24 protein-coding genes are annotated in these 24,347 nt (G+C 60.3%); 15 read left to right on the plus strand and 9 right to left on the minus strand.

What is annotated here, in order from left to right:
* Positions 1-174: 174 nt before the first annotated feature.
* The gene (tyrS, locus tag AAF659_RS11730; protein WP_349751945.1) at positions 175-1,374 is read right to left on the minus strand and encodes a tyrosine--tRNA ligase; all 1,200 of its coding nucleotides are present in this window, start codon (positions 1,372-1,374) and stop codon (positions 175-177) included.
* A 278-nt stretch (positions 1,375-1,652) separates the two neighbouring features.
* Here tyrS and AAF659_RS11735 point away from each other — a divergent pair, with 278 nt between their 5' ends.
* Both AAF659_RS11735 and AAF659_RS11740 read left to right on the plus strand, forming a co-directional pair.
* A complete protein-coding gene (locus AAF659_RS11735) occupies positions 1,653-3,086 on the plus strand; it encodes a M23 family metallopeptidase (protein WP_349751946.1) in 1,434 nt (477 codons plus the stop codon).
* Complete coding sequence (locus AAF659_RS11740) at positions 3,087-4,202, plus strand: anhydro-N-acetylmuramic acid kinase (RefSeq protein ID WP_349751947.1); 1,116 nt, start codon at positions 3,087-3,089, stop codon at positions 4,200-4,202.
* A gap of 3 nt (positions 4,203-4,205) precedes the next feature.
* Here AAF659_RS11740 and erpA read toward each other — a convergent pair whose 3' ends face one another.
* From erpA to argC, 4 genes are all read right to left on the minus strand, one after another.
* The gene (erpA, locus tag AAF659_RS11745) at positions 4,206-4,559 is read right to left on the minus strand and encodes an iron-sulfur cluster insertion protein ErpA (protein ID WP_349751948.1); all 354 of its coding nucleotides are present in this window, start codon (positions 4,557-4,559) and stop codon (positions 4,206-4,208) included.
* Between the two features lie 91 nt (positions 4,560-4,650).
* Entirely contained in the window at positions 4,651-5,169 is a 519-nt protein-coding gene (locus AAF659_RS11750) for a bactofilin family protein (RefSeq protein WP_349751949.1), read from the minus strand.
* Positions 5,141-5,908, minus strand: coding sequence for a DUF6776 family protein (locus tag AAF659_RS11755; RefSeq protein WP_349751950.1), 768 nt, complete (start codon positions 5,906-5,908; stop codon positions 5,141-5,143). The genes AAF659_RS11750 and AAF659_RS11755 overlap by 29 nt, the downstream gene beginning before the upstream one ends.
* Positions 5,909-5,918: 10 nt before the next feature.
* A complete protein-coding gene (argC, locus tag AAF659_RS11760; protein ID WP_349751951.1) occupies positions 5,919-6,953 on the minus strand; it encodes an N-acetyl-gamma-glutamyl-phosphate reductase in 1,035 nt (344 codons plus the stop codon).
* 87 nt (positions 6,954-7,040) lie between these two features.
* On the opposite strand from argC, the gene hemJ reads away from it, so the two are divergent.
* From hemJ to hemL, 4 genes are read left to right on the plus strand one after another with little or no spacing between them, the layout of a single operon-like run.
* On the plus strand, positions 7,041-7,463 hold the full coding sequence (hemJ, locus tag AAF659_RS11765) for a protoporphyrinogen oxidase HemJ (protein ID WP_349751952.1): 423 nt from the start codon (positions 7,041-7,043) through the stop codon (positions 7,461-7,463).
* Complete coding sequence (gene thiD / locus AAF659_RS11770; RefSeq protein WP_349751953.1) at positions 7,463-8,245, plus strand: bifunctional hydroxymethylpyrimidine kinase/phosphomethylpyrimidine kinase; 783 nt, start codon at positions 7,463-7,465, stop codon at positions 8,243-8,245. Before hemJ ends, thiD begins: the two co-directional genes overlap by 1 nt.
* Positions 8,238-8,876, plus strand: coding sequence for a thiamine phosphate synthase (thiE, locus tag AAF659_RS11775; RefSeq protein WP_349751954.1), 639 nt, complete (start codon positions 8,238-8,240; stop codon positions 8,874-8,876). The genes thiD and thiE overlap by 8 nt, the downstream gene beginning before the upstream one ends.
* Entirely contained in the window at positions 8,876-10,159 is a 1,284-nt protein-coding gene (hemL, locus tag AAF659_RS11780; protein WP_349751955.1) for a glutamate-1-semialdehyde 2,1-aminomutase, read from the plus strand. The genes thiE and hemL overlap by 1 nt, the downstream gene beginning before the upstream one ends.
* 81 nt (positions 10,160-10,240) lie before the next feature.
* Here hemL and AAF659_RS11785 read toward each other — a convergent pair whose 3' ends face one another.
* Together AAF659_RS11785 and mrcB are read right to left on the minus strand one after the other, a co-directional pair.
* Entirely contained in the window at positions 10,241-10,786 is a 546-nt protein-coding gene (locus tag AAF659_RS11785) for a tetratricopeptide repeat protein (protein WP_349751956.1), read from the minus strand.
* 13 nt (positions 10,787-10,799) lie between these two features.
* Positions 10,800-13,094, minus strand: coding sequence for a penicillin-binding protein 1B (gene mrcB / locus AAF659_RS11790; protein ID WP_349751957.1), 2,295 nt, complete (start codon positions 13,092-13,094; stop codon positions 10,800-10,802).
* A 105-nt stretch (positions 13,095-13,199) separates the two neighbouring features.
* Here mrcB and AAF659_RS11795 point away from each other — a divergent pair, with 105 nt between their 5' ends.
* Together AAF659_RS11795 and AAF659_RS11800 are read left to right on the plus strand one after the other, a co-directional pair.
* Positions 13,200-14,759 (plus strand): bifunctional aminoglycoside phosphotransferase/ATP-binding protein, encoded by a 1,560-nt coding sequence (locus AAF659_RS11795; protein ID WP_349751958.1) that lies wholly within the window; start codon positions 13,200-13,202, stop codon positions 14,757-14,759.
* 77 nt (positions 14,760-14,836) lie between these two features.
* Positions 14,837-15,193, plus strand: a complete 357-nt coding sequence (locus AAF659_RS11800) for a pentapeptide repeat-containing protein (protein WP_349751959.1) — start codon at positions 14,837-14,839, stop codon at positions 15,191-15,193.
* On the opposite strand, the gene sfsA is transcribed toward AAF659_RS11800, so the two are convergent.
* The gene (gene sfsA / locus AAF659_RS11805) at positions 15,190-15,909 is read right to left on the minus strand and encodes a DNA/RNA nuclease SfsA (protein ID WP_349751960.1); all 720 of its coding nucleotides are present in this window, start codon (positions 15,907-15,909) and stop codon (positions 15,190-15,192) included. The two genes, AAF659_RS11800 and sfsA, sit on opposite strands and share 4 nt — an antisense overlap.
* A 164-nt stretch (positions 15,910-16,073) precedes the next feature.
* Here sfsA and dksA point away from each other — a divergent pair, with 164 nt between their 5' ends.
* The 5 genes from dksA to AAF659_RS11830 are packed head-to-tail and all read left to right on the plus strand — an operon-like array spanning position 16,074 to position 21,931.
* Complete coding sequence (gene dksA / locus AAF659_RS11810) at positions 16,074-16,514, plus strand: RNA polymerase-binding protein DksA (protein WP_502949210.1); 441 nt, start codon at positions 16,074-16,076, stop codon at positions 16,512-16,514.
* Positions 16,515-16,532: 18 nt separating this feature from the next.
* Entirely contained in the window at positions 16,533-17,390 is an 858-nt protein-coding gene (gene gluQRS / locus AAF659_RS11815) for a tRNA glutamyl-Q(34) synthetase GluQRS (RefSeq protein WP_349751961.1), read from the plus strand.
* 2 nt (positions 17,391-17,392) lie between these two features.
* On the plus strand, positions 17,393-17,569 hold the full coding sequence (locus AAF659_RS11820) for a hypothetical protein (protein WP_349751962.1): 177 nt from the start codon (positions 17,393-17,395) through the stop codon (positions 17,567-17,569).
* Positions 17,559-20,519, plus strand: coding sequence for an ATP-binding protein (locus AAF659_RS11825; protein ID WP_349751963.1), 2,961 nt, complete (start codon positions 17,559-17,561; stop codon positions 20,517-20,519). The genes AAF659_RS11820 and AAF659_RS11825 overlap by 11 nt, the downstream gene beginning before the upstream one ends.
* A complete protein-coding gene (locus AAF659_RS11830; protein ID WP_349751964.1) occupies positions 20,516-21,931 on the plus strand; it encodes a sigma-54-dependent transcriptional regulator in 1,416 nt (471 codons plus the stop codon). The genes AAF659_RS11825 and AAF659_RS11830 overlap by 4 nt, the downstream gene beginning before the upstream one ends.
* Before the next feature lie 253 nt (positions 21,932-22,184).
* Here AAF659_RS11830 and AAF659_RS11835 read toward each other — a convergent pair whose 3' ends face one another.
* Positions 22,185-22,397, minus strand: coding sequence for a hypothetical protein (locus AAF659_RS11835; protein WP_349751965.1), 213 nt, complete (start codon positions 22,395-22,397; stop codon positions 22,185-22,187).
* An 80-nt stretch (positions 22,398-22,477) separates the two neighbouring features.
* On the opposite strand from AAF659_RS11835, the gene pcnB reads away from it, so the two are divergent.
* Together pcnB and folK are read left to right on the plus strand one after the other, a co-directional pair.
* Complete coding sequence (gene pcnB / locus AAF659_RS11840; RefSeq protein WP_349751966.1) at positions 22,478-23,842, plus strand: polynucleotide adenylyltransferase PcnB; 1,365 nt, start codon at positions 22,478-22,480, stop codon at positions 23,840-23,842.
* The gene (gene folK / locus AAF659_RS11845; RefSeq protein WP_349751967.1) at positions 23,839-24,327 is read left to right on the plus strand and encodes a 2-amino-4-hydroxy-6-hydroxymethyldihydropteridine diphosphokinase; all 489 of its coding nucleotides are present in this window, start codon (positions 23,839-23,841) and stop codon (positions 24,325-24,327) included. Before pcnB ends, folK begins: the two co-directional genes overlap by 4 nt.
* The last annotated feature ends 20 nt before the right edge of the window (positions 24,328-24,347 follow it).

The raw sequence follows: 24,347 nt of genomic DNA on the forward strand, positions 1-24,347 counted from the left end.
TGATTCGGAAAACAAAATTCTAAAGCATTTCAGAATTTTGTCAACCCTCGGAACAACCCGTTTCGCCTCAAAGCGTCGCCGCCTTGGGCCGTTGCCCCGAATGAGATGCGTATTCTACATCTCATTGCGATTGCGTCAACAGGCGATTTAAATCGACTTTCAGGCGCCGCCCAGTTACTGGACATGCACCTTTGCAATCTTCTTTCTACCTGCCTGAATGATATAAGACTGCCCTGCAGGCAGTGCCTGACGATCACCCAGCGGCTCGCCGTCAACATAAACGGCACCCTGCTTGACCACATCCTTGGCCGCACCCCCCTGAGCGAGACCAGCCTGCTTAAGCAGGCTGACCACGAACAGCTCGAGCTGACCGTTCGCATCCACGGTCACCTCCGGCACATTTTCCGGAATCTCGCCAAGCTCTACCCGGTTGCCTGCGGAACGATGGGCATTATCAGCAGCCTCTTTCCCGTGATACCGGCCGATGAGCCATTGCGCCAGCGCTTTCTTGGCTTCCTGCGGATTAACCCCCCCCTCTTCCACCTGGCGCTGCAGCGCTTGCACCTCATCCATGGGCTTGAGCGTAAGCAGTTCAAAATAGCGCCACACCAGCTCATCAGGAACCGACAGCAAACGACTGTACATCTGACCCGGAGAATCGGTAATACCAACATAGTTACCCAGGGACTTGGACATCTTCTGGACCCCGTCCAGACCCTCAAGGATTGGCATCGTCAGGACGACCTGCGGCTGCTGGTCATAATGGCGCTGCAGGTGACGCCCCATGAGCAGATTGAACTTCTGGTCAGTACCGCCAAGTTCAACATCGGCCTCTAACGCAACAGAGTCGTAGCCCTGAACCAGCGGGTACAGAAATTCATGGATGGCGATGGACTCATTGGCCTCGTATCGCTTATGGAAATCATCCCGCTCAAGCATGCGTGCCACCGTGTACTGGCTTGCCAACCGGATCATGTCCGCCGCACCCATGGCGTTCATCCATTGCGAATTGAACACCACCCGTGTTTTCTCCGGATCAAGCACCCGAAAAACCTGCTCCTTGTAGGTCTCGGCATTCCTTGCCACCTCCTCTTCTGACAACGGCGGCCGCGTGGCGCTTTTACCGCTTGGGTCACCAATCATCCCGGTGAAATCGCCAATCAGGAAAATGACCTCATGGCCCAGCTCCTGGAACTGACGCAGCTTATTAAGAAGCACGGTATGACCCAGATGGAGGTCCGGGGCCGTCGGGTCAAATCCGGCCTTAATCCGTAGCCTGCGACCACTGCGCAGCTTTTCAGCCAGATCTTCCTCGGGGATCAGCTCATCCACACCTCGGTGGACCTGGGCGATAGCGTCATCGATGCTCGTCATGGACCTTTTTCCACTCCAATCTATTCAGGCGGGGTAGGCCCGCTACACACGCTGACTCTTTTTACAGGTCATTAACATAACAACAACCGCAACGAATTCACTTTGTGTCGCGGGCACTTGAATAAAACACAATTGTAACAGGAAAGCGCAGACCGGGCTTTAGCGCACAGAAACCTCGATCATTTTTTTGCACCCACCGCCGTTTTCATTATACTCCGAATGATTCTGCGAACTTGCCCAAAAAGTTTGCCCCAATACTGAAACAACAGGGTGTAACCGTGCTCAGACAATTTCCGGGAACCCATATCGCCGCACTTGCCGGTCTGACCGCACTGGTTGGCCTCACCCTGCTGGTCAGCCCCGGCAGCAACCAAAGCCAGACCACAAAGACATTCGACGTCGCCCCGATCCCGACACACTCCCGCGAGCCCCGGACTGAAAACCAGCAATACACCCAGACCAGCATGGTGACGCCAGCCCAGACCCTGGCGAGGACTCCGGCTCCAGACCTGCAGAACATCCTCGGTGTCAACCTACAGACGGTGCCCGTTAACGAGCCATCCACAGCAACCGCCTCCAGGGACGATGGCATCCGCGAGCAGGATCTTAGCTGGCAGCGCTTCAGAATTGAACGCGGCGACTCGCTGTCCACCCTTTTTGGGCAGGCGGGGCTCAACGACCGGGCGATGTACCGTATCCTCAATGGAGAAGGCAAACCGGACCAGCTGGCGCGCCTGCGAATTGGCCGCGAAATCGAATTCGGTTTTGATGACAGCGGTGAACTGGCAATGGTTGTTCTGCACAACAGCCCCACCACCAAGCTCAAGGCGGTCCGTCACGACGACGGTTTCCACACCCATGAAGAGATGCGTGACCCCGAAATAGAGCTCGCGTATGCCAGCGGTGAAATCCAGACCTCTTACATCCTCGCGGCAAACAGGGCAGGCCTGAAAACCAAGGTCCGGAACAAGCTGTCGCGCATTTTCGGCTGGCGTGTTGATTTCTCTCGTGATCTGCGTAAGGGCGACCGTTTCGGCGTGCTGTATGAAAAGCAGTACCTGGACGGCGAAATGATCGGCCATGGGCGCATTCTGGCAGCCACCTTCACCAATCGGGGCGAAACCTACTCCGCGGCGCTGTATACGGATGCTGACGGCAATAGTGACTATTACACGCCCGAGGGCGAAAGCCTGAGAAAAGCGTTCCTGCGCACGCCGCTGCAATACCAGCGTATTTCGTCCCACTTCGACATGAATCGCCGTCACCCTATCCTCAACCGTGTGCGCCCTCATGAGGGAACGGACTTTGCCGCCTCACCCGGGACACCAGTGAAGGCCTCCGGAGAGGGACGCGTCACCTATGTCGGTCGTGATGGCGGTTATGGCAAGACCGTGCGTATCGATCATGGCAACGAGATCACCACCGTTTACAGTCACCTCCGGAGTTACAAGCGCGGCATCCGCCGGGGCCAAACCGTCCAGCAAGGCGATGTCATTGCGTACGTAGGAATGAGTGGGCTGGCAACCGGGCCCCATCTGCATTACGAGTACCGGGTCAGTGGCCAGCCACGAAACCCACTGCATGTAAACCTCCCGGACGCTGACCCCATCCCCGAAGACAGGATGGCGCAGTTCAGGGCACAGACCAATCCGCGCCTGGCGCAGCTTTCCGAGGAAGATAAGTCCTTCCAGATCGCCCTGGCCGAGGAATGAATGGCGGGGCAGCCTGACTGGTACATTGGGCTCATGTCCGGTACCAGCATGGACGGGATCGATGCGGTTCTCGCGGGGTTTGGCCCTGAGGGTATCACCTCAAGCTGGCACGCCAGCCACACCTATCCAGGTGACCTTCGCTTACAGCTGGAAAACCTGGCGAGCGACCGGGGTACCCCGTCGCTTCTGGGTGAAGCTGATGCGCGACTGGGAGATGCCTTTGCTGACTGCGCCCAGGCTGTTATTCAAGCGGCAGGGCTACGCCCGGAGGCCATCATGGCCATTGGCAGCCACGGCCAGACCATCCAGCACCGCATACACCCCCCCTCCCCTTTTACGCTGCAGATCGGCGACCCCAACCGGATCGCTGAGCGCACCGGCATAACAACCGTGGCCGACTTCCGTCGGCGCGACATTGCCGCTCAAGGCGAGGGTGCACCACTGGCGCCAGCTTTCCACAGCTGGCTCTTCCAGTGCCCCGAACGCGAACGTTGCCTCGTCAATCTCGGGGGGATCGCCAATATCACCTTGATCCCAACCGACAACAGCCCACCCCATGGCCACGACACGGGTCCGGCTAATCGCCTTATGGATCTGTGGTGCAGGCGCCACCGCTGCCGTCCCTTCGACTATCAGGGCGAATGGGCTGCAACCGGCGAAGTCAATGACACGCTGCTGACCTCATTCCTGAGCGATGCCTACTTCGCCAGACAACCTCCCAAAAGCACCGGGCGCGAATACTTCAATGAGCATTGGCTGGAAGCACACCTCAGCGCCCTGCCCGAACAACCGGGCGCTGCGGATGTTCAGAGAACCCTATTGGAGTTGACAGCAGTCACCGTCACCCGTGATATCCAGGCAATAGGGGCAGACGAGGTTTTTCTGGCAGGCGGGGGCGCTTTTAATCCAATGCTTGCCGACCGGATTAGCGATTTACTGCCGAAAGCCAGAGTTGATTCCACTAAGGCATTAGGGCTGGATCCCCAGTGTGTGGAAGGCGCGGCGTTCGCCTGGCTGGCACGCCAGAGGCTGGCGATAAGCCCTGGGAACCTGCCTTCCGTAACCGGGGCATCGGGACCGAGGGTGCTTGGTGGCGTATGGCCCGGGAGGCGGTAAACCTCAGATGCTGAAAGACGAGCCGCAGCCACAGGTGCTCGTGGCATTCGGGTTCTGAACCCGGAATTGAGCCCCCATCAGGTCCTCTTCGTAATCCACTGTCGCACCCACCAGATATTGATAGCTGAGTGGATCCACCAGCAGCTTCACACCATCGCGCTCCACCTCGGCATCGTCCTCGGCCTGACTCTCATCAAAGGTAAACCCATACTGAAATCCGGAGCATCCGCCACCCGTAATGAATACGCGCAGCTTAAGATCGGGATTACCTTCCTCGCTGACCAGCTCACGCACGCGCGTCACTGCTGAGTCGGTGAAAAACACCGGTATTGATACCTGTTCCTGAACCGCACCCATACGATCACTCCCAACTGCTGTTTCAATCATTAAATCATTATGTAGAGCCGAATGGCGACCTGACAAGCCTGATTATTCAAAAATGCCGGCTTCAGACACCTGGCGCCCGATTCATGGAGCTTTCCTCCTGATGCGGTTCCTGCCCTGCCTCGTCGACCGCTGCAGTCGTCGCGCTTTTCGCGTCACCCTGTTGTGCTTGGCGATTCTCTGAGGGCAGCGTTCTTGAGCTACCAGGCACACCACCCTCACGCTGATGCAGAAGGTTACCGTTAACCGCAGCGCCCATTGCCATTTCGATCAGGTGGTAATACACATTGCCATGAATCGAAGCTTTGGAGGCCAGCTCAAGATCCTCCGAGGAATAGACATTACCTTGCACGGTGCCGTTGATGATGATGTGGGGGGCATAGACATCACCCACCACTTCTCCGACGTCACTGATGCGCAGCACGGCATCCGAGCCCTCCTCGGCATAGACCGTGCCTTCAACACGGCCGTCTATATGCAGGCCGCCGGAAAAGTGTACATCGCCCGTTATCGACATCCTGTTCGAAATCAATGTGTCGTACTGCCCCGTACCCTTACGGGCTTTTCTGGACTTGCGAAACATCCGCCTCGCCCCCTGTTTTGTCCTGCCATAAAAATTCGCGTTCAGACGTTTCCTGACCGTTGTCCGTAACCGCTTCAACCTGAATGGAGTTGGGCTCGAACCCTTCAGGAATCGTCATGTCCCCATCGACCGACTGGAAATAGCGGAAACGGAACTCGATTTCATTATCCTCACGCGAGTCCGAAATCCGATGCAGCGGAAGCCGCTGCCGCTCCTGTCCAACATAGCCTACGAGATGGACTTTCACATGACCGGCGACAAACCGATTGTTGTCACCGATCTGACTGAGCACCAGATTATAGCGCCAGCGGTTGGGGCTGGTGGTGGGGTCCAGATCCATCCGGAATACCTGCAGCCCGGTTTCGAGGTCCTCAGGGGCCATAATGCTCTTGTAAAAACTGATCTCGGACTTGCGCTCTTTGAGAGACTGCTCCAGCTTCCGTATCGTTTTCTGCGCCTCACGCAGGCTGTGGCGATTCACCTCCTGATCACGCTCAAGCCTGACCAGCTCCTGGTGGTATTCCGTAGCCTGTTCCTGTAGCCGATCACGCTCTTTGCGTACCGTTTCCAGGCCGTCATCAGCCGCCAGGTATCGTGCCCGGTACTGAGCACTTCCCAACATAAACCCCGCAGCGCCTGAGCCAACAGAAAAGACGATCAGTATCACCAAACGCCGAAGCCGTTCCCCGCGCCGCTTCTGGACCAGTATAAATTCTTCCGAGGAATCAGAACGCGCCATGGATCGATCCTCACGGAAGCAGCGCGGGTGCCTTCAGCCCCTCGCTTTCGTCGAAACCACACATCAGGTTCATATTCTGGATCGCTTGGCCCGCTGCCCCTTTGACCAGATTATCCGTTACCGAGCTGACAATGATCCGATCCTGGTCCGGCTGGCGATGCAGGGCCATACGACAGGTGTTCTCCCCCCGGACGGAGCGCGTCTCGGGCAGCGCCCCCCAGGGCATGACATCCACAAAGGGCTCATCCCGGAAGCGATCCTCATAGATCGTCTGGAAATCCGCCCCCACATCAGTGACCTCGGCATAGAGCGTCGCCTCGATACCACGGACCATAGGAACCAGATGTGGTACGAAGGTAACCTGGGGAGCGGCGCGCGCCTGCATCATACGCAGCCCCTGTTCAATCTCAGGTCCATGCCGATGCCCGGAGGCCGCATAGGCCCGGAAACTCTCACCAGCCTCACCCAGCAGCATGCCCATGCGTGCCTGGCGCCCACCACCACTGGCACCGGATTTGCCATCGGCGATCAGGCGCGACGGATCAACCACCCCGGCTTCGATCATGGGCAGGAACCCCAACTGGATGGTCGTAGCATAACAGCCGGGGTTGGCCACCAGGCGCGCGTGTCGGATCCGCGCCCGGTTAATCTCCGGCAGCCCATAAACCGCCTCACGGATAAGATCCGGGGCTGTATGGGTAGTACCGTACCAGTGCTCCCAGACTCCCGGATCCTGAATCCGGAAATCGGCGGACAAGTCCACCACCTTGACACCCTGCTCCAGCAACTCACCAACACTGTGCATGGCAACGGCATTGGGCGTTGCAAAGAATACGATGTCGCACTGTGCCAGCCGCTGCTCGTGCGGAGTCTCAAACGCCAGGTCACAGTGGCCACGCAGACTCGGGAAAAGATCAGCCACCGGACGCCCGGCCTCAGCACGCGAGGTAATCAAAGCCACCTCCACCCCCGAATGAAGTGCCAGCAGCCGCAACAGCTCCACGCCCGTATAGCCGGTGCCCCCGACAATGCCCACTGTGATCACGTCCTGCCTCCTCATCTTTACTCGCGTTGGCGCCTGTAAAAGAGCATTGTACCATGCATGGATCATCCAGTCGGTTAAGGAGGTCCAGTGCTCTGGATCAAGGCATTTCATCTAATGGCCATGGTGACCTGGTTCGCAGGCATCTTCTATCTACCCCGTCTGTTCGTCTATCACGCCATGACCGAAGACGAACCCGGGCGTGAACGCTTCCGGACCATGGAGCGCAAACTCTACCGCGGCATCATGAACCCATCCATGATTGCCACCCTGCTCTTCGGTACCTGGCTCATCGCGCTCAACCCAGCCCTCTATCTCCAGCAGGGCTGGCTTCATGTCAAATTAGTGTTGATTGCAGTGCTCGTCGCCTATCATCTGTGGTGCGGCTATTATGTCCGCCTGTTCCGCGATGACCGCAATACGCAGGGGCACGTGTTCTTCCGCGTGATCAACGAGGCACCGGTCCTGCTACTAGTCGCTATCATTCTTCTTGCCGTTGTGAGGCCATTCTGATGCCTAATAAACGCCCCCAGGTACTTGTCATATCAGGCCTGGACCCCTCCGGCGGCGCCGGTATCCAGGCCGATATCCAGGCCATCACCGCAATGGGCGCCCATCCACTTCCGGTATTGAGCTGCCTGACCGTGCAGGACACCTGCAACGTCCACGGCGCCGAGGCGGTGGATCCCGAGCTCATAGCTCACCAGATTCGATGTGTGGCGGCTGATGCCCCCATTCACGCCGTCAAGACCGGCGCCATGGGCGACCAACGGATCGTGCGCATGCTGCACACAATACTGGCGGAGATCGGGCCGTTGCCACTTGTTGTGGATCCGGTAATCAAGGCGGCCGGCGGCGGCGAGCTGGCCGACGAGCAATTGGTCGAGGCCATGCGCTCCGAGCTTTTTCCCCTGGCCTCGGTACTGACACCCAATGGCCCGGAACTGGCCCAGCTGGGAGGGAGCGAGCAGCTCGCAAGCAGCGCCCATGCGTTGCTTGATGGGGGAGCAAAGGCCGTTCTCGCCACCGGTGGTCACAGCACCGCCCCCACTATTGAGAACCGCCTCTTCCGTAAGGATGAGGAGGAGACCGTCTGGCAATTGGAGCGGATCGGCGCTGAGTACCATGGGAGTGGCTGTACTCTGGCCGCAGCGCTCAGCGCGGGCCTCGCTGGCGGCCAGGAACTGCCACAGGCGATTGAGCAGGCCCAGAGATTTACCGGCAATGCAATACGGCAGGCGCTGCATGTAGGACGCGGCCAGCCTGTGCCGGACAGGGGTATTCAGGATGAGTAACCCGCTAGCAAAACAGGGCCTCTACGCCATCACCGACAGCCACCTGCTGCCGGACGACCGGATCGTGGACGCCGTTGAGCAGGCCCTGGCCGGCGGCGCCGTTATGGTCCAGTACCGCGACAAGCGCCCTGACGACGATCAGCGCCAACGCATTGCCGAACAACTACTGGCAGTCTGCCAACGCTGGCAACGCCCGCTGCTCATCAATGATGATGTTGCCCTTGCCCGGCAGGTCGATGCCGACGGCGTTCATCTTGGACTAGAGGATACAACACCGGAACAGGCCCGCGAACAGCTGGGTCCGGAAGCCATTATCGGCGTCACCTGCCACGATGACCTCGAACGGGCCCGGGAACAGGCAACCGGTACGGCGGACTATCTCGCCTTCGGGCGCTTCTTCGCCTCCGCCACCAAGGGATCGGCGCCCTCCGCTTGCGCGGATGTGCTCGGCCAGGCAGCCGCTCTGGGTCTGCCCAGGGTCGCCATCGGCGGCATCACCACAGAGAATGCCCCCAGTCTGATCCGCGCCGGCGCCGACCTGGTCGCGGTCATCCACGGGCTATTCTCAGCCCCCGATATTGAAGCGCGGGCTCGTGAGTTCACCCAACTTTTTACCACAGGAGCCTCTTAATGACTCAATCGGATACCCTGTTCGAACAGGCCAGCGAATACATCCCCGGTGGCGTCAACTCGCCCGTACGCGCCTTCAAGGGCGTGGGTGGAACGCCCATCTTCTTCAAGCAGGCAGAGGGCCCCTACCTCTGGGATGAGGATGACAAGCGTTACATTGACTATGTCGGCAGCTGGGGGCCCATGATTCTGGGCCACGCCGCTCCGACGGTCATCGAAGCAATCCGAGAGCAATTGACGCATGGCACCGGTTACGGTGCCCCCAGCTCAACGGAAACCGCCATGGCCCGCAAGATCTGTGAGCTGGTGCCTTCCGTGGAGATGGTGCGCATGGCCAACTCCGGAACCGAGGCCACCATGAGCGCCATCCGGCTGGCGCGCGGTTACACCGGGCGTGACCGGATCCTGAAGTTCGAAGGCAACTACCACGGCCACGTTGATTCACTTCTGGTCAAGGCCGGTTCCGGAGCGCTGACGCTGGGCCAGCCGAACTCCCCGGGCATACCGGAAGCCCTCGCAGAACAGACTCTGACCGCCACCTTCAACGACCTGGAAAGTGTCGAGACGATCTTTAACGAATACGGTAGCGAGATTGCAGGCATCATTGTTGAGCCCGTAGCCGGCAACATGAACTGTGTGCCCGCGGTACCGGGCTTTCTGGAAGGTCTGCGCGAGATCTGCGACCGCTATGGCAGCGTGCTGATCTTCGACGAGGTAATGTCGGGGTTCCGGGTCGCTCCCGGCGGGGCCCAGCAGCGCTATGGCGTGACACCGGACCTGACGGCACTGGGCAAGATCATTGGCGGCGGCCTACCGGTGGGCGCACTCGGCGGTCGCCGCGACATCATGACTCACCTGGCGCCGCTGGGGCCGGTCTACCAGGCGGGGACCCTCTCCGGTAACCCGCTGGCCATGCGCGCCGGACTTGCCACTCTGGAAGGGCTCTCCGAGCCGGGCTTCCATGACGCGCTCGAGGCCCGCACCGCTCGTCTGATGGAAGGCTTCCGCGAATGCGCCCGGGAGGCCGGTATACCGCTGCATGTTCAGGGCGCTGGCGGCATGTTCGGCCTTTTCTTCACAGACCAGCCGGAAGTCACCCGCTTTGAGCACGTTATGAACTGCGATACGGATCGTTTCGGGCGTTTCTTCCACGCCATGCTCAACGAGGGAGTCTACCTGGCGCCCGCCGCCTTTGAGGCCGGTTTTGTCTCCGGTGCGCACACCGATGCCGACATCGACGCCACCCTTGAAGCTGCCAGAAAGGCCATGGCAACGCTTAATTAAGCCGCTGAAACGTAGCCATCAAAAGCTGACCAGGATGGTCCGGAAGAGTAAAAGCTCGGCTTCGGCCGGGCTTTTTTCATTCTAGGACCCAGAAATCCGTTCCCTGGCCTTACGAGCCTCCTCCGCATCACCTCGGACCGCACGGATTTCAGCCAGCATGGCCCACCCGGTCCGCCGTAGTTCCGGGTCATTGCCCGCCTTGCTGATGCCTTTCAGCACAAACTGCTCGGCCCGGGCCGGGTTCCCCTTGTCCCGGTAGACCCGCCCCAACGTGTAATAGACCGCCGCGGCATCCGGCGCAATGCGCTGCGCCCGCTGGATCATATCCAGCGCCTGACCATCTTTTCCGTCTTTAAGAGCTGACTCCGCCGATGCCACCAGTCCGCGAGCAGCCTCCGGCACCTTGCCACCGCTCTGGCGCTGGGGCTCAACTGTCGCGCGTTCCTCGTCAGCAGGCTCTTCCGTCTCAACAGTCGCCTCTGTTCGTTTGCCGATGGGTTCCACTTCGGGCACCCCGCCCTCAGTATCAGAGCTGTCCTCGGGCGGCTGAAACCGCACACTGCAGCTGGCCAGCAGCAGAACAGCAAGCACCATACTGGCCCACCGGATCCAGGGTTGAATTGTCATCCTGCTTACCTCCTCAGAAAATCTGCTGGAACCAGCGCTGAATGCGACCCCCCATGCTGTCGCTGCAGGGGACTTCCTCCTGGGGCTCCGATCCCTTTATGAAGGGAATTCGCCTCGCCCCTTCACACTGCTCCGCCGTAATGCCCCCTGTAGCCGTATCAACCCAGTGGTAGTCAACTGCCCCCGGCACCACAGGTGAGAAAGGTCTGGTTGAACCATCCGCCATGATCCGCCCCCAGATCTGCAGCGCGCCGGAGCCACCGGTGAGAGTGGTGGCATCATAGTCATCCCCCCCTACCCAGACAACGCCCAGATGGTCTCCCGTGAATCCGGCAAACCAGCTGTCCCGGCCCTCGTTGGTCGTACCCGTTTTTCCGGCTGTGTGCAGCCGTTGCGGGATGAGATTGTAAACCGAGCTCCCCGTGCCCTCGCGCATCACTTCCTGCATGGCGTAATGCAAAAGGTGCATCGGCCCTGGCTCAACCACCTGTTCCAGCTCCAGGTCGTAGCGCGAAAGCACCTCCCCTTCCGAGGTGGTCACGCTTCGGATACTGCGCAGCGGCATCCGGAAGCCTCCAGAGGCAATCGTCTGGTACATCCGTGCCACCTCCAGTGGGGTCATTTCCAGACTCCCCAGCAACATGGACGGATACCCGGGCGGCTCGCGCTCCATCCCCAGGCGCTGCAGTGTTTCAGTCACTGCGGGCAGGCCCAGATCCAACCCGAGCCGGACACTGGCCTGGTTGTAGGATCGCGAAAGCGCCCTGTGCAGTGCCACCTGGCCGTGGGACTCACCACTGAAATTGGCTGGCGACCAGGTATCGCCGTTTTCAAATTCCAGACGGAAGGGCTCATCCTCCAGGGGCGAGATCAGCGTGTAACGCGCCGGCTGCTCTAGCGCCGTCAGATAGGTAGCAGGCTTGACCAGGGAGCCGATCGGCCGACTGGCGTTCATTGCCCGATTGAACCCCGGAAACCGGGTATTGCGACCGCCCACCAGGGCTTCCACCTCGCCACTTTCACGCCCGGTAATGACAACGGCCCCTTCCAGGGTCCCCGTTTCCTGCCCCTGCTCCAGAGCTGCCATCATTCCGCTGGCCCTGGATTCTGCCGCTGTCTGCAGTTGCGGGTCGAGCGTGGTGAAAACGCGCAGCCCCGCCGTTTGCAGATCCTCGTCCTGATAATCACGGGCAAGATGGTCACGCACCAGATCCATGAAAGCCGGGTAACGGTGGGTTCCCTCATCCGGCGCTGCAGCTACATCCAGAGTTCGCTTACCCAGGGAGTTCGCGCGTGCGTGCGTAATCAGGCCCTGATCGGCGAGAAGATCCAGCACCAGATTGCGTCTGGCACGCGCTCGCTCCGGCCTGGTGCGCGGATTGTAGTACCCAGGGCCACGTACCATGCCCACCAGGAGTGCGGTCTCATGAAGGTGCAGCTCACTGAAGGGTTTGGCGAACCAGAACCGGCTCGCCAGCCCGAACCCGTGAATCGCTCGAGTTCCGGACTGGCCCAGATAGGCCTCATTCATATAGGCCTCGAGGATCGCTTCCTTGGAATAGCGCAGCTCAAGCAGAATCGCCATGATGGCTTCATTGAACTTGCGCCAGTAAGTCTGCTCGCTGGAAAGCCAGAAGTTTTTGACCAATTGCTGGGTAAGCGTACTGCCCCCCTGGACCACCCGCCCCGCCTGCAGATTGGCAATGAAAGCCCGGACGATGGCGGTGGGCTCCACTCCGTGATGGGACTCAAAACCCCGGTCCTCAACCGTCAGAAGGGTCTCGCGGAACAGTTCCGGCTGATCGTCCAGCTGGACCAGAACGCGGTCCTCACCATGCCCGGGGTAGATGCTGGCGATGCGGCGTGGCTCCAGGCGTGCAAGCGCTGCCCCATCCGAGGCTTCGAAGCCAGCAACTGCCCCATTCGCAATTTCCAGCCGCAGGTTGCGCTCCGACTCCTTGCCATCGGGAAACCGAAAGCCACGGGTCCGGAGATGGAACCGCCTCCCCTGGCGCCGGAACTGACCCGCCTCATCAGGTCGCCGCGAAACCGCCTGATACCCCAGAGCATCCAGCTCCCGGGTCAGAGCGCCGGCACTAACCGACGCCCCCGTATAGAGCTCCAGTGGCCGAGCATAGACCCGGGAGGGGATCTCCCAGCGGTGGTCCTCGAACCGGGAGCTCACTTGAACATCCAGATAGATGGTCCAGCCCGCCAGCACGAGTATCGCCACGACCCCCAGTCGCCAGATAAGACCTATGGCGGCTCTGCTCCGGCTCTTGCTTCGCTTTCTGCCTGCTTTTGTCATGGCTGGCGATTATAGCGCTCTCACACGCCACGTCATGGCTGGATTCATGTTCAAAACATGACGTCCCCGTTATGATAAACCCACATCCCGTACAGGAGCCGTGGAATGGAATCGGGGCTGATCCATGCCTTACAGAATGCGGCGTGCTACCCGCACCCGGTCAGCAGCATCAAACTCATTGAGACCCATATCTCATGGCTTGTGCTGACCGGCGACTACGCCTACAAAATCAAGAAACCTCTCGACCTGGGGTTTCTTGACTTCCGCGAGCTCAGCGCCCGCCAGCATTACTGCGAAGAGGAACTGAGACTGAACCGACGGCTGGCGGAGCCGGTCTATGAGGCCGTAGTGGCGATCACGGGCAGCCCTGAATCTCCGGTTATTAATGGCAGTGGTGCGGCCATCGAGTACGCGGTGCGCATGCGCCAGTTCGATCCGGAACAAGCGCTCGACCGGTTGAGCGAGCGCGGCGAGCTGGCCCCTGATCATCTGGATGAGCTCGCTGAACGTGTCGCCACTTTCCACGATTCGATTCCGGCGCTGTCTGCGGACAGTCCCATGGGCAACCCGGATGTACTGAAGGCAGCCATGGTGGATAACATCACCAACGCCCTGAATCATCTGGAAGGTACCCACGATCGCCAGCAGGCCCAGGCACTGCTGGACTGGACCCGGGACACCTTTGAGCAGCAGCGCGAACGCATCCAACAGCGTCTGGCTGATGGCAGGGTACGCGAATGCCACGGGGATCTTCATCTGGGCAACATTGCTCTGTTCGAGGGTCGTATTACGGTTTTCGACTGCATTGAATTCAATCCGGAATTCCGCTGGATCGACACCGCCAACGACCTGGCTTTCCTGCTCATGGATCTGGAAAGCCGCGGCCATGCTGGCTGGTCGGCGCGGGTTCTCAACCGTTACCTGGAGCACAGCGGCGACTATGAGGCGCTGCCACTGCTGCGCCTGTTCAGTGCCTACCGCGCCATGGTGCGCGCCAAGATCGCGCTCCTCAGCCCTGCGGATTCCAGCGGGGAGCAACAGCAGAACCTTGAACGGTACCAGCGCTATGCCGACCTGGCCCTCAATTATTCCATGATCCCCCAACCCTGGCTGGCAGCCACCACCGGCTATTCCGCCAGCGGCAAATCCCGTTTCAGCACCGCACTGGTGGAACAGTTCTGCATGATCCGGGTGCGCTCCGATGTTGAGCGCAAACGGTTGTTCGAACTCGCGCCAACCGACAACAGTGATTCCGCGCAGGATGCCGGTATCTACACTCAGCACGCCACGCGTCGGACCTACCTGCGCCTTGAGACTCTGGCCCAAAAAGCACTGACAGCCGGCTATCCCGTGATCGTGGATTCAGCAGCACTGCGCCAGGAGGAGCGGGATGGTCTGGCGGGGGTGGCGGAATCGCTGGGCCTTCCATTTGTCCTGATTGCGTGTGAGGCTCCGGAATCGGTACTGCGCGAGCGGATCCGCGAGCGGGCCCAAAACAGCGGTGAGGTTTCCGAGGCGGACGAAGCCGTACTTGAGCACCAGCTGCGCAATGCCGATCCCATTGGCGAAACCGAGCGCAGCCACACCATCCATGTCCACACCCACAGCCCTGGGGCCATGGAAGCGCTGGTCCAGGCACTGGACCCGGGGCCGCACCGTCACTGATCCGTGCCCTGTGGCAGCCAGCAGAGTAGGAACTATAATAAACGCAGAAGCTCGAAACGCTCTGGATGGACAGAACAATGGAAGAAGATCAGGCACGCAGTATCGACGATCCGCTCTATCAGGCACTGCGCGACGAGAACATCCAGGCCTTCAACGAGGCCCGCGAAAAGCTCGACGCGCTCCCAAGCTTTGCTTACGGCGATTTCCGTGGCCTGGACCTGCGCGGACTCAACGCGAAGGATCTGGATCTTCGCCACGCCTACTTCCGGGGGGCGGACCTGCGTGGCATTGATTTCAGTGGCGCCTCAATGGAAGGCGCCAGCATTGCCCACACCAAGATCTCGGGATGCTTCTTTCCCAACGCCATAGCCGCCGATGAGATTGTAATGTCGCTCAATCACGGTACCCGCATGCGCTATCACACCCGGGGTTAATCCCCAGGAATCACCGGCACCTCTTCGCCGGGACGCAGGCCCGTTGGGTCCATCAGCATACGCCAGGCGCGGCATTCAACTCCCTGGGCAGCCACATCGCGCAGCAGCCGCGCGTAAGCCGAGTCGATGTTCTCGGCGGGGCGCACTTGCCGGGCACTGGAATGGCTGACACAGAACAGCAGCATGGCGCGTTCACCGGCCTCGACCCGGCCCAGCAGTTCCCGCAGGTGCTTCTGCCCGCGCGCCGTCACCGCATCCGGGAAGTACCCGATGCCAGCCTCAGCCAGAGTGACATTCTTCACCTCGATCCAGACCGGCGGGCGCTGCTCGGCGCTGTCCTCCAGCAGCCAGTCAATACGGCTTTTTTCGCTGCCATAACGCACTTCCGGGCGAATCCGGTCATAGCCCTCCAGTCCAGCTGGCCGGGCGCTGCTGAGGAGCTCGCCCACCACCGTATTGGCGCGCGCCGTATTAATGCAGGCGATCTCTCCGTCCGAGCCCGCTTCCACTAGCTCCCAGGTCCAGGCCAGCTTGCGCTTCGGGTTACTTGAGTGGCTCAGCCAGACCCGGCTGCCCGGCCCATCGCAGCCCATCATGGAGCCGGTATTCGGGCAATGCGCCACCACGGTCTCACCAGAGTCCAGCGTCACATCCGCGAGGAAGCGCTTGTAACGCCGCTCCAGGGTGCCGGGTATCAGCGGCGGATCAAATTCCATGGGTAGCTCCTTGCAATGTTATCTGCTACGTTTCGCAATCTTGTCCGCCAACCCCATCATCCTCTATAAAGGGCGGATGGCGCGACCAATCCGGAATCGCGGCAATGATGCCGAAGGTCAGTCGCCGGTGACAGACCGGCTGCGACTAGAAAGGGGTAACCGTTATGTCGAACAATGAACCCGCTGTTCACAACGAATTCGCCGATTTCAAGCCCTACGAGGTGGGCGAAGACGAAGAATACATGAATTCGGAGCAGCTGGAACACTTCCGCCGGATCCTGCTCGGCTGGAAACAGGAGCTGATGGAGGAGGTCGACCGCACAATGCACCACCTCCAGGAAGACGCCGAGAACTACGCGGATCCAAGCGACCGTGCCACGCAGGAGGAGGAATTCAGCCTGGAGCTGCGCACCCGTGACCGTGAACGCAAGCTGATCCGCAAGATCGACAAAACCATTGATCGGATCGACAAGGACGATTACGGATTCTGCGATCAGTGCGGCGTGGAAATCGGCATCCGGCGGCTGGAGGCGCGTCCGACCGCCACGCTGTGCATCGACTGCAAGACCCTGGCTGAGATCCGGGAAAAACAGACCGGCGTCTGATCCATTTCCGGCGCCCTCATGGCCTACCGCGGCCGTTTTGCCCCCTCGCCAACAGGGCCACTCCACTTCGGCTCGCTGGTCGCAGCACTGGCGAGCTGGCTGGATGCACGCGCGCATTGCGGCACCTGGCTCGTCCGGATCGAAGACCTGGATCCGCTGCGCGAAGCACCTGGCGCAGCACAGCGCATTCTGGACGACCTGGCAGCCCACCAACTCATCCCTGATGAACGCCCGTGGTACCAGTCCCAGCGTAGTGAGGGCTATGAGGCTGCGCTGACCCGCCTACGGGAGGCCGACCAGCTCTATCCTTGTTCCTGTTCACGAAGTGAACTCAATGTCCACGATGGTTGCCACCCCAGGCACTGCCGCGAGCAACCTGACTGGCACCAGACGGAGCCCTTTGCCCTGCGATTCCCCGTCGAAGATCAGGATTCCCACTGGCAGGACCGGGTTCTGGGTCAGCAGCCCCTGCGACTGAAACAGGAAAAAGATGATGCCGTCCTGCGCCGTAAGGAAGGCTTCTATGCCTATCACCTGGCTGTGGTGGTCGACGACATCGCCCAGGGCATCAACCAGGTAGTCCGTGGTCAGGACCTGGCCGATCTCACACCGATCCATCTCTGTCTCTATCAAGCGCTGGGAGAACAGCCACCGGCTTACCTGCACTTCCCAGTGGTCTGTAATTCAAAAGGCCAGAAGCTGAGCAAACAGGCCGGTGCCCTCGCCATCGACACCTCTATGGCACGACGCAACACCACGCGGGCCCTCACAGCGCTGGCACACCGTCCACCTGATGCGCTCAATGACGCGCCCGTGGACCAGCAACTGGAATGGGCGATCAACGCCTGGAATACGACAAAACCCAGGAACAGCTAGGCATGTACATCTATCGCCTGGTTTTTCTGCTGGTGCTTGCCATCTACATTTTTTCGCCCGGCATTATGGACTGGTGGGTGGAGCCCGGCAGCGCCTGGTATCAGCCGTTCGGTCTCTGGCTCGCCCTGATCGCGCTGGCGTTCTGGCTCGATCACTGGAGGGACGGCGATGAGCTTTAGTGTCCCCACGCTACTGTTGATCAGCGCCCTGTACCTGGCGATCCTGTTTGGTATCGCCCATGCCACGGACCGTAACTGGCTGCCCCGGCGCTGGACCCATCACCCGTTGGTGTACGTTCTGAGCCTGGGCGTTTACGCCGGCGCCTGGGCTGTGTTTGGCGCCGTCGGCATGGCCTACAGCTTCGGTTACGGGTATCTCGCCTATTATCTGGGCCTGTGTGGCGCCTTCCTGCTCGCTCCTGTACTGCTGCATCCCATACTACGGCTGGCGCGCGACTACCAGCTGAGCTCGCTTGCGGACCTGTTCGCATTCCGATATCGCTCCCAGTGGGCGGGCACGCTCGTCACTCTCTGTTCCGGTATTGCCATACTGTCGCTGCTCAGCCTGCAGATGCAGGCCATCGCCGGCGCCATCCAGACGCTGGCTCCGGGTGCCAGCCGCTGGTTCAGTGCCATTCTTTTTGCCGTTCTGGCAGCCGTATTCACAGCCCTTTTCGGGGCTCGTCGCAGCCAGGGTGTTGAACGCAACGAAGGCCTGGTGATGGCTATGGCTTTCGAGGCTCTGGTCAAACTGCTTGCCCTCGCCAGCATAGCCACGATCCTGCTGTTCAGCGTCTTTGGCGGACCAGGAGGGCTCGAAACCTGGCTTCAGGAGCAGAGCCACCAGGTCAGCGCCCTGGAACGGCGCCTCAGTGATGGCAACTGGCGTGCCCTGCTCCTGATTTCCTTTTCCGCGGCCCTGGTCATGCCGCACATGTTTCACATGACCTTCACCCAGAACCCCAGCCCCCGCGCCCTGGCCAGCGCCAGTTGGGGACTGCCCCTGTACCTACTGCTGTTGGCTCTACCGATTCCCATCATCCTCTGGAGCGCGCGCGCTTTGGAAGCACCCGGCAGCCCGGACCTTTTCGCGGTGAGTCTCGCAATGGTACTGGAATCGCCACTGCTGGCGACACTCGCCTACCTCGCCGGACTTTCCGCCGCCAGCGCCCTGACGATCGTTCTGACCCTGGCGCTCTCCGGCATGCTCCTCAATCACCTGGTGCTGCCGCTGCGCTCACCGCCGGAAAACCGCAGCATCTACACATGGCTTCAAAGCGTCCGACGCCTTCTGATCCTGGCCATCATCCTGGCAGCACTGCTCTTCCATGCTCTGGTCGGCCGCCATCTGGCTCTGGACAGCCTGGGCCTTATGGCCCTGACCGGCGTCCTCCAGCTCCTGCCCGGTGTCCTTGCCGTCATCTACTGGCCCGAAGGCAACCGCAAGGGCGTGATCAGCGGCGTTATCGTGGGCATGCTGGTCTGGTTTGGCGGGCTCGTTATGCCCTTTACCCTGGGAGTGACGCCAAGTGACTGGCTGGGCATCAGTGTGATGAAACCTGCGAATGTAGACAGCTGGCACGTGCCCGCCTTCATTGCCCTGACCATCAACGTCGCGGTCTTTGCTCTGACCTCCATGCTCACCAGCACCAGCAATGGTGAAACCCGAGCTGCTGAGTCCTGCAGCATTGGCGCCATGGCACGCCCGCCACGACGAGAGCTTGAAGCCACCTCATCCGATGAGTTCAAGTCCCAGCTCACCGCCCCGTTAGGCACGGAAGTGGCCACCCGCGAAGTGGAGCGGGCCCTGGCCCAGCTGCAGCTCCCGACCTCGGAAAGCAGGCCCTACCCCCTGCGCCGGCTCCGCGACCAGTTGGAAGTCAACCTCTCAGGCCTTCTGGGGCCAGCCATTGCCCAGGCTATTGTCCAGCGTCACCTGGGGTTCAAGCCCCAGAGCGATTCCCAGGAGCCACAGCACGACATCCAATTCGTGGAAGTAGCCCTGGAAGATTACAAAAGCCGATTGACCGGTCTGGCCGCTGAACTCGACAGCCTGCGCCGCCACTATCGCCAGATCCTGCAGAACCTGCCAATCGCCGCCTGTTCACTTGGCAATGACCATGAGATCCTGATGTGGAATCACGCCATGGAGGCTCTGACCGGCATCAAGGCGGACCGATCCGTAGGGGCCACTCTGGAAGCCCTGCCAGCCCCCTGGCAGGAGGTTCTGGAGTCTTTCCACCACAGCGAAACTCAGCATCAGCCCCGGCGGCGCGTGGACCTGGGCGGTCAGCCACATTGGTTCAACCTGCACCAGAGCGATATTGCCGGTCCTGGCCACCCGGAAGGCGGCACCGTCATTCTGGTTGAGGACCAGACTGAGACGCGGCGCCTTGAAGAGGAACTGATCCATAGCGAACGGCTGGCCTCAGTCGGGCGCCTGGCCGCAGGCGTTGCTCATGAAGTGGGCAACCCGGTAACCGGCATCGCCTGCCTGGCTCAAAACCTGAAGCTGGAAACTGACGCACCAGCGGTATTGGAAACGGCGGACGAAATCCTGAGCCAGACTCACCGGATCTCCAGCATCCAGCAGTCGCTGATGAACTTCGCGCGCGCTGGTCAGAACGGGGTAAGCAACCCCCATGCGTTGGTCCGGATCCGGGATTGCGTGGACGAGGCCATTCACTTGCTGTCATTGGCCGATCGGGAATCATCCACCCCCTATATCAACCGTTGCGAACCAGCACTGAGCGTCTATGGCGACGAACAAAGGCTGGTGCAGGTTTTCGTCAATCTGCTCTCCAACGCCCGCGACGCCACGCCTGAAGGAACGCAGATCCCGGTCGATGGTCACCTTTCGGACCGGGCCGTGGAGGTAACTGTAACGGATGAGGGCGACGGCATTGCGCCTGGTGACCTGGACCATATCTTCGACCCTTTCTACACCACCAAGGGCCCCGACAGAGGCACTGGGTTGGGCCTGTCCCTTGTCTACAGCATCGTAGAGGAACATCATGGCACGATCAGCGTCGAAAGCCCTGCCAGCGCCGAAACCGGCCGGGGGACCCGGTTCGTGCTCCGGTTCCCCGAAACCCGGATGACGAACGAGACAATGGATCAGCCATCATGAGTCGCATACTCATTGTTGAGGACGAAGCGGTCATCCGCTCGGCCCTGGAAAAACTGCTTACCCACAATGGCTATAAAGCCGAGGGTGCCGACTCGATCGCGGACGCAGCGACACGCTTCGACCTCAACCATTTCCACCTCATCATTACGGATCTGCGCCTGCCCGGAGAACCGGGCACAGAGCTCATTAATCGAGCCCCGGATGTGCCCGTCCTCATCATGACCAGTTATGCCAGTCTGCGCTCGGCTGTGGATGCTATGAAACTGGGTGCCGTGGATTACATCGCCAAGCCTTTTGATCACGGTGAAATGCTCGAATGCGTGGAACGGATCCTGGCTCAGCAGCCAGAAACGGAAGCGCCCCAGAGCGAGATACAACCGAGCGGGCCAAACACGGACCCATCCCACTTCATGTATGGTGACTGCCAGGCCATGCACCGGGTATTCCACCTCACCCGCAAAGTCGCCCCCACAGACACCACTGTGCTCATCATCGGCGAATCCGGTACCGGCAAAGAACTGGCTGCGCAGGCCCTGCACAGTCTCAACCGACGGGCGCCCAGGGAGCTCATCTCCGTCAACTGCGCCGCCATCCCCGAGGCCCTGATCGAATCCGAGCTCTTTGGTCATGAAAAAGGTGCCTTTACCGGGGCCGTCTCAGCGCGCACCGGCCTGATTGAAGCTGCGGATGGCGGCACTCTTTTTCTGGATGAAATCGGTGAACTGCCCGCGGAAGCCCAGGCGCGGCTGCTGCGGGTACTGCAGGAGGGCGAGATCCGGCGCGTGGGCTCCACCCAGAGCCGGAAAGTGAACGTCCGTATGGTTGCCGCCACCCACCGCAACCTCAAGGCAATGACCCGCACCGGCGAGTTCCGGGAAGACCTGTTCTACCGCCTCAACGTCATGCAGATCCGGCTGCCGCCACTGCGGGACCGCGAGGAAGACATCCTGGGGCTGGCCAAACGCTTCCTCGAGCACATCGGCGACCGCATGACGCACCGTGGCTACACGTTCTCACCGGAAGCCATGCAACTGATCCAGCGTTACCGCTGGCCGGGGAATGTGCGGGAAATGGAAAACGCCATTGAGCGGGCCGTAATCCTGGCAGACGGTGATGTCATCACCCCGGACCTTCTGGACCTGGATGCTGAGGATGAAGACCCTCCCATATCCACCGGCCTGGTGAGCGCGGATCAACCTGGCGAGCCCTATGGTCGCAATGAGGAGGCTCCTTCGGATCTGTCTCTCGAAGACTATTTCCAGCATTTCGTTCTGGAAAATCAGGACCGCATGAGCGAGACCGAATTGGCCCAGAAGCTGGGAATCAGCCGCAAATCGCTGTGGGAACGGCGTCAGCGACTGGGAATCCCACGCAAGAAATCCGGCGCCTACGGCTCCAGCGCCAGTCACTGATCGCGCCCACACAACTGTTACCTGCTGTTACCCTCGGAAACGCACAGCATCAGAAGACAAAGTGTGAGTAACAGCTCATGCCTTTGAATTAACCCTCTTTCAGATCTTTCCAAGCTGTAACCCCCTGTATTAAAAAGCTATAAAATATCTGGCACGCCACCTGCTTATCCCCGTTTCAAACAATAACAAGCACTCAACAAAAACAATAACGCGTATTTTCAAGGCAGCAGCCCAACAACAACAACAAGCTGCCTCAAGGGCTCAAAAACAATAATGAACGCCCTTCGAACTGAGTGTTTTGGCAGCCGAGCTTTTTAGCGGCCATTCCGCTCTCTGTTGCAAAAATGTTCCGTTCGTCGAAGCAGTCCAGCGTCGAGAACAAGAACAATAACGAACGCCCAAAAACAACAATACTGTCAGACTGAATCATTGTTTCGGGGCTGCCTGCGGGCAGCCCCGTTTTCATTTAGCCCCCCGGACTCGCGCCAGACGGCGTTAATCGTTACACTCTCGCTTTTGGCTCAGACAGAATCAGCAAGAGACTCCATGGCGAGACGTTTCCTGGAACGGGTACAGAACTGGTTCAGCCAGCTCGGCGGGCAGAAAAGCGGGGCCGCTCCCGATAAACCCCGCATCATTCCGCGCGACGAACACAACATCTCACGCCAGAACATCAGCGAATCGGCCAAAAAGGTTCTGCACCGGCTCAACCGCTCGGGGCACGAAGCCTATCTGGTCGGCGGCGGCGTGCGTGACCTTCTCCTTGGCGGCCACCCCAAGGACTTCGACATCGCAACCAACGCCACCCCCGATCAGGTGCACGAACTGTTCCGCAACTCACGCCTCATCGGTCGCCGCTTCAAGCTGGTGCACGTACTGTTCGGCCGCGAAGTCATCGAAGTAACCACCTTCCGTGGCTCGCCCAAGGACGCGGAAAACGACCCGCACATCGACGTCAATGATCAGGGTCGACTACTACGCGACAATTTTTACGGCACGCTTGAGGAAGATGCCGTTCGGCGGGACTTTACGGTCAACGCGCTCTACTACGACATCCGGGATTTCACCATCCACGACTACACCGGCGGCGTAGAAGACCTGCACAACCGTCAGCTTCGGCTTATCGGTGACCCGATGACCCGCTACCAGGAGGACCCGGTACGCATGCTGAGGGCCGTGCGCTTTGCGGCGAAGCTGGATTTCACCATCGCCGAGGATACCGCCCAGCCCATCCTGGAGATGAGCCACCTGCTTGAGGACATTCCGCCGGCAAGACTGTTTGAGGAAGTGCTTAAACTGTTCACCGCCGGCCAGGGCGAAACCACCTACAGGATGCTGCAGCGCTTTGACCTGTTTGCCCCCCTGTTCCCCGAACCCACCAAAGCGATCGCTGAGGGCGAACCGGATGGCATCATCCACTGCGCTCTGGCCAGCACGGATCGCCGGGTCAGCGAGAATAAGCCTATCACCCCCTATTTCCTCTATGCCGCCCTGCTCTGGCCCGCACTGCAGCAGGCCTGGCGCCAGGAAGAGGCAGAGACTGAGCAGCCGGCTTACCAGGCGCTGCAGCAGGCTGCTGGCGAGACGATCCAGAACCAGACCCAGGCCACTGCCATCCCGCGGCGTTTCAGCACCCCAATGCGCGAGATCTGGGAGCTGCAGCTGAGGCTGGGCAAACGCAGCGGCAAGCGTGCGGACAAGCTGATGGAACACCCGAGATTCCGGGCTGCCTATGACTTCCTCCTGGTGCGCGAGGAAGCTGGCGAGAACACCGAGGGCCTTGGCGCCTGGTGGACGGAATATCAGGATGCGGATGCCGATCGGCGCCGTGAAATGATCAGCGCTCTGGGCGGCGGCGGCAAAAAACGCAGCGGTCGCAAGCGCCGCAAACCTCGGCGGAGTGACTCATGAGCGTGACCGCCTGGATCGGGCTGGGCAGCAATCTCCAGAGCCCGCTGCAACAGCTGCATTTGGCGCTTGAGGCACTGCACCAACTGCCGGAAACCGCCCTGCTGGATGCCTCGCCGATCTATCGCAGCAGCCCGGTCGGCCCCTCAGATCAGCCCGACTTCCTCAACATGGTAGCGAAGCTGGATACTGATCTGGCCGCCACAACACTGCTGCAGCAGCTACTGCGCGTCGAGGACGCGCAGGGCCGGGTGCGAACTCAGACCTGGGGGCCGCGGGTTCTCGACCTCGATCTTCTGCTCTACGGGTACGAAACCATTACCCAGCCAGAGCTCAGCGTCCCCCACCCGGAAATCCCCAACCGCGATTTCGTCCTGCGTCCACTGCTGGACCTCGACAGGGAGCTGGCGCTACCAGACGGCCGTCGCCTCGATGCTCTGCTGAGCGAATGCCCCGACAATGGCCTGACACTGGTCACACTTGCCTGAACCACGGGGCCGCTTTACCC

This window comes from Salicola sp. Rm-C-2C1-2 (assembly GCF_040196175.1).
GTDB lineage: Bacteria > Pseudomonadota > Gammaproteobacteria > Pseudomonadales > Oleiphilaceae > Halospina.

What these genes read in the sequence shown, in the direction of transcription:
- tyrS (WP_349751945.1), bottom strand. Translation starts at nt 1,374, where the DNA reads ATGACGAGCATCGATGACGCTATCGCCCAGGTCCACCGAGGTGTGGAT.
- AAF659_RS11740 (WP_349751947.1), top strand. Translation starts at nt 3,087, where the DNA reads ATGGCGGGGCAGCCTGACTGGTACATTGGGCTCATGTCCGGTACCAGC.
- erpA (WP_349751948.1), bottom strand. Translation starts at nt 4,559, where the DNA reads ATGGGTGCGGTTCAGGAACAGGTATCAATACCGGTGTTTTTCACCGAC.
- AAF659_RS11750 (WP_349751949.1), bottom strand. Translation starts at nt 5,169, where the DNA reads ATGTTTCGCAAGTCCAGAAAAGCCCGTAAGGGTACGGGGCAGTACGAC.
- AAF659_RS11755 (WP_349751950.1), bottom strand. Translation starts at nt 5,908, where the DNA reads ATGGCGCGTTCTGATTCCTCGGAAGAATTTATACTGGTCCAGAAGCGG.
- thiD (WP_349751953.1), top strand. Translation starts at nt 7,463, where the DNA reads ATGCCTAATAAACGCCCCCAGGTACTTGTCATATCAGGCCTGGACCCC.
- thiE (WP_349751954.1), top strand. Translation starts at nt 8,238, where the DNA reads ATGAGTAACCCGCTAGCAAAACAGGGCCTCTACGCCATCACCGACAGC.
- hemL (WP_349751955.1), top strand. Translation starts at nt 8,876, where the DNA reads ATGACTCAATCGGATACCCTGTTCGAACAGGCCAGCGAATACATCCCC.
- AAF659_RS11785 (WP_349751956.1), bottom strand. Translation starts at nt 10,786, where the DNA reads ATGACAATTCAACCCTGGATCCGGTGGGCCAGTATGGTGCTTGCTGTT.
- mrcB (WP_349751957.1), bottom strand. Translation starts at nt 13,094, where the DNA reads ATGACAAAAGCAGGCAGAAAGCGAAGCAAGAGCCGGAGCAGAGCCGCC.
- AAF659_RS11795 (WP_349751958.1), top strand. Translation starts at nt 13,200, where the DNA reads ATGGAATCGGGGCTGATCCATGCCTTACAGAATGCGGCGTGCTACCCG.
- AAF659_RS11800 (WP_349751959.1), top strand. Translation starts at nt 14,837, where the DNA reads ATGGAAGAAGATCAGGCACGCAGTATCGACGATCCGCTCTATCAGGCA.
- sfsA (WP_349751960.1), bottom strand. Translation starts at nt 15,909, where the DNA reads ATGGAATTTGATCCGCCGCTGATACCCGGCACCCTGGAGCGGCGTTAC.
- dksA (WP_502949210.1), top strand. Translation starts at nt 16,074, where the DNA reads ATGTCGAACAATGAACCCGCTGTTCACAACGAATTCGCCGATTTCAAG.
- gluQRS (WP_349751961.1), top strand. Translation starts at nt 16,533, where the DNA reads ATGGCCTACCGCGGCCGTTTTGCCCCCTCGCCAACAGGGCCACTCCAC.
- AAF659_RS11820 (WP_349751962.1), top strand. Translation starts at nt 17,393, where the DNA reads ATGTACATCTATCGCCTGGTTTTTCTGCTGGTGCTTGCCATCTACATT.
- AAF659_RS11825 (WP_349751963.1), top strand. Translation starts at nt 17,559, where the DNA reads ATGAGCTTTAGTGTCCCCACGCTACTGTTGATCAGCGCCCTGTACCTG.
- AAF659_RS11830 (WP_349751964.1), top strand. Translation starts at nt 20,516, where the DNA reads ATGAGTCGCATACTCATTGTTGAGGACGAAGCGGTCATCCGCTCGGCC.
- AAF659_RS11835 (WP_349751965.1), bottom strand. Translation starts at nt 22,397, where the DNA reads ATGAAAACGGGGCTGCCCGCAGGCAGCCCCGAAACAATGATTCAGTCT.
- pcnB (WP_349751966.1), top strand. Translation starts at nt 22,478, where the DNA reads ATGGCGAGACGTTTCCTGGAACGGGTACAGAACTGGTTCAGCCAGCTC.
- folK (WP_349751967.1), top strand. Translation starts at nt 23,839, where the DNA reads ATGAGCGTGACCGCCTGGATCGGGCTGGGCAGCAATCTCCAGAGCCCG.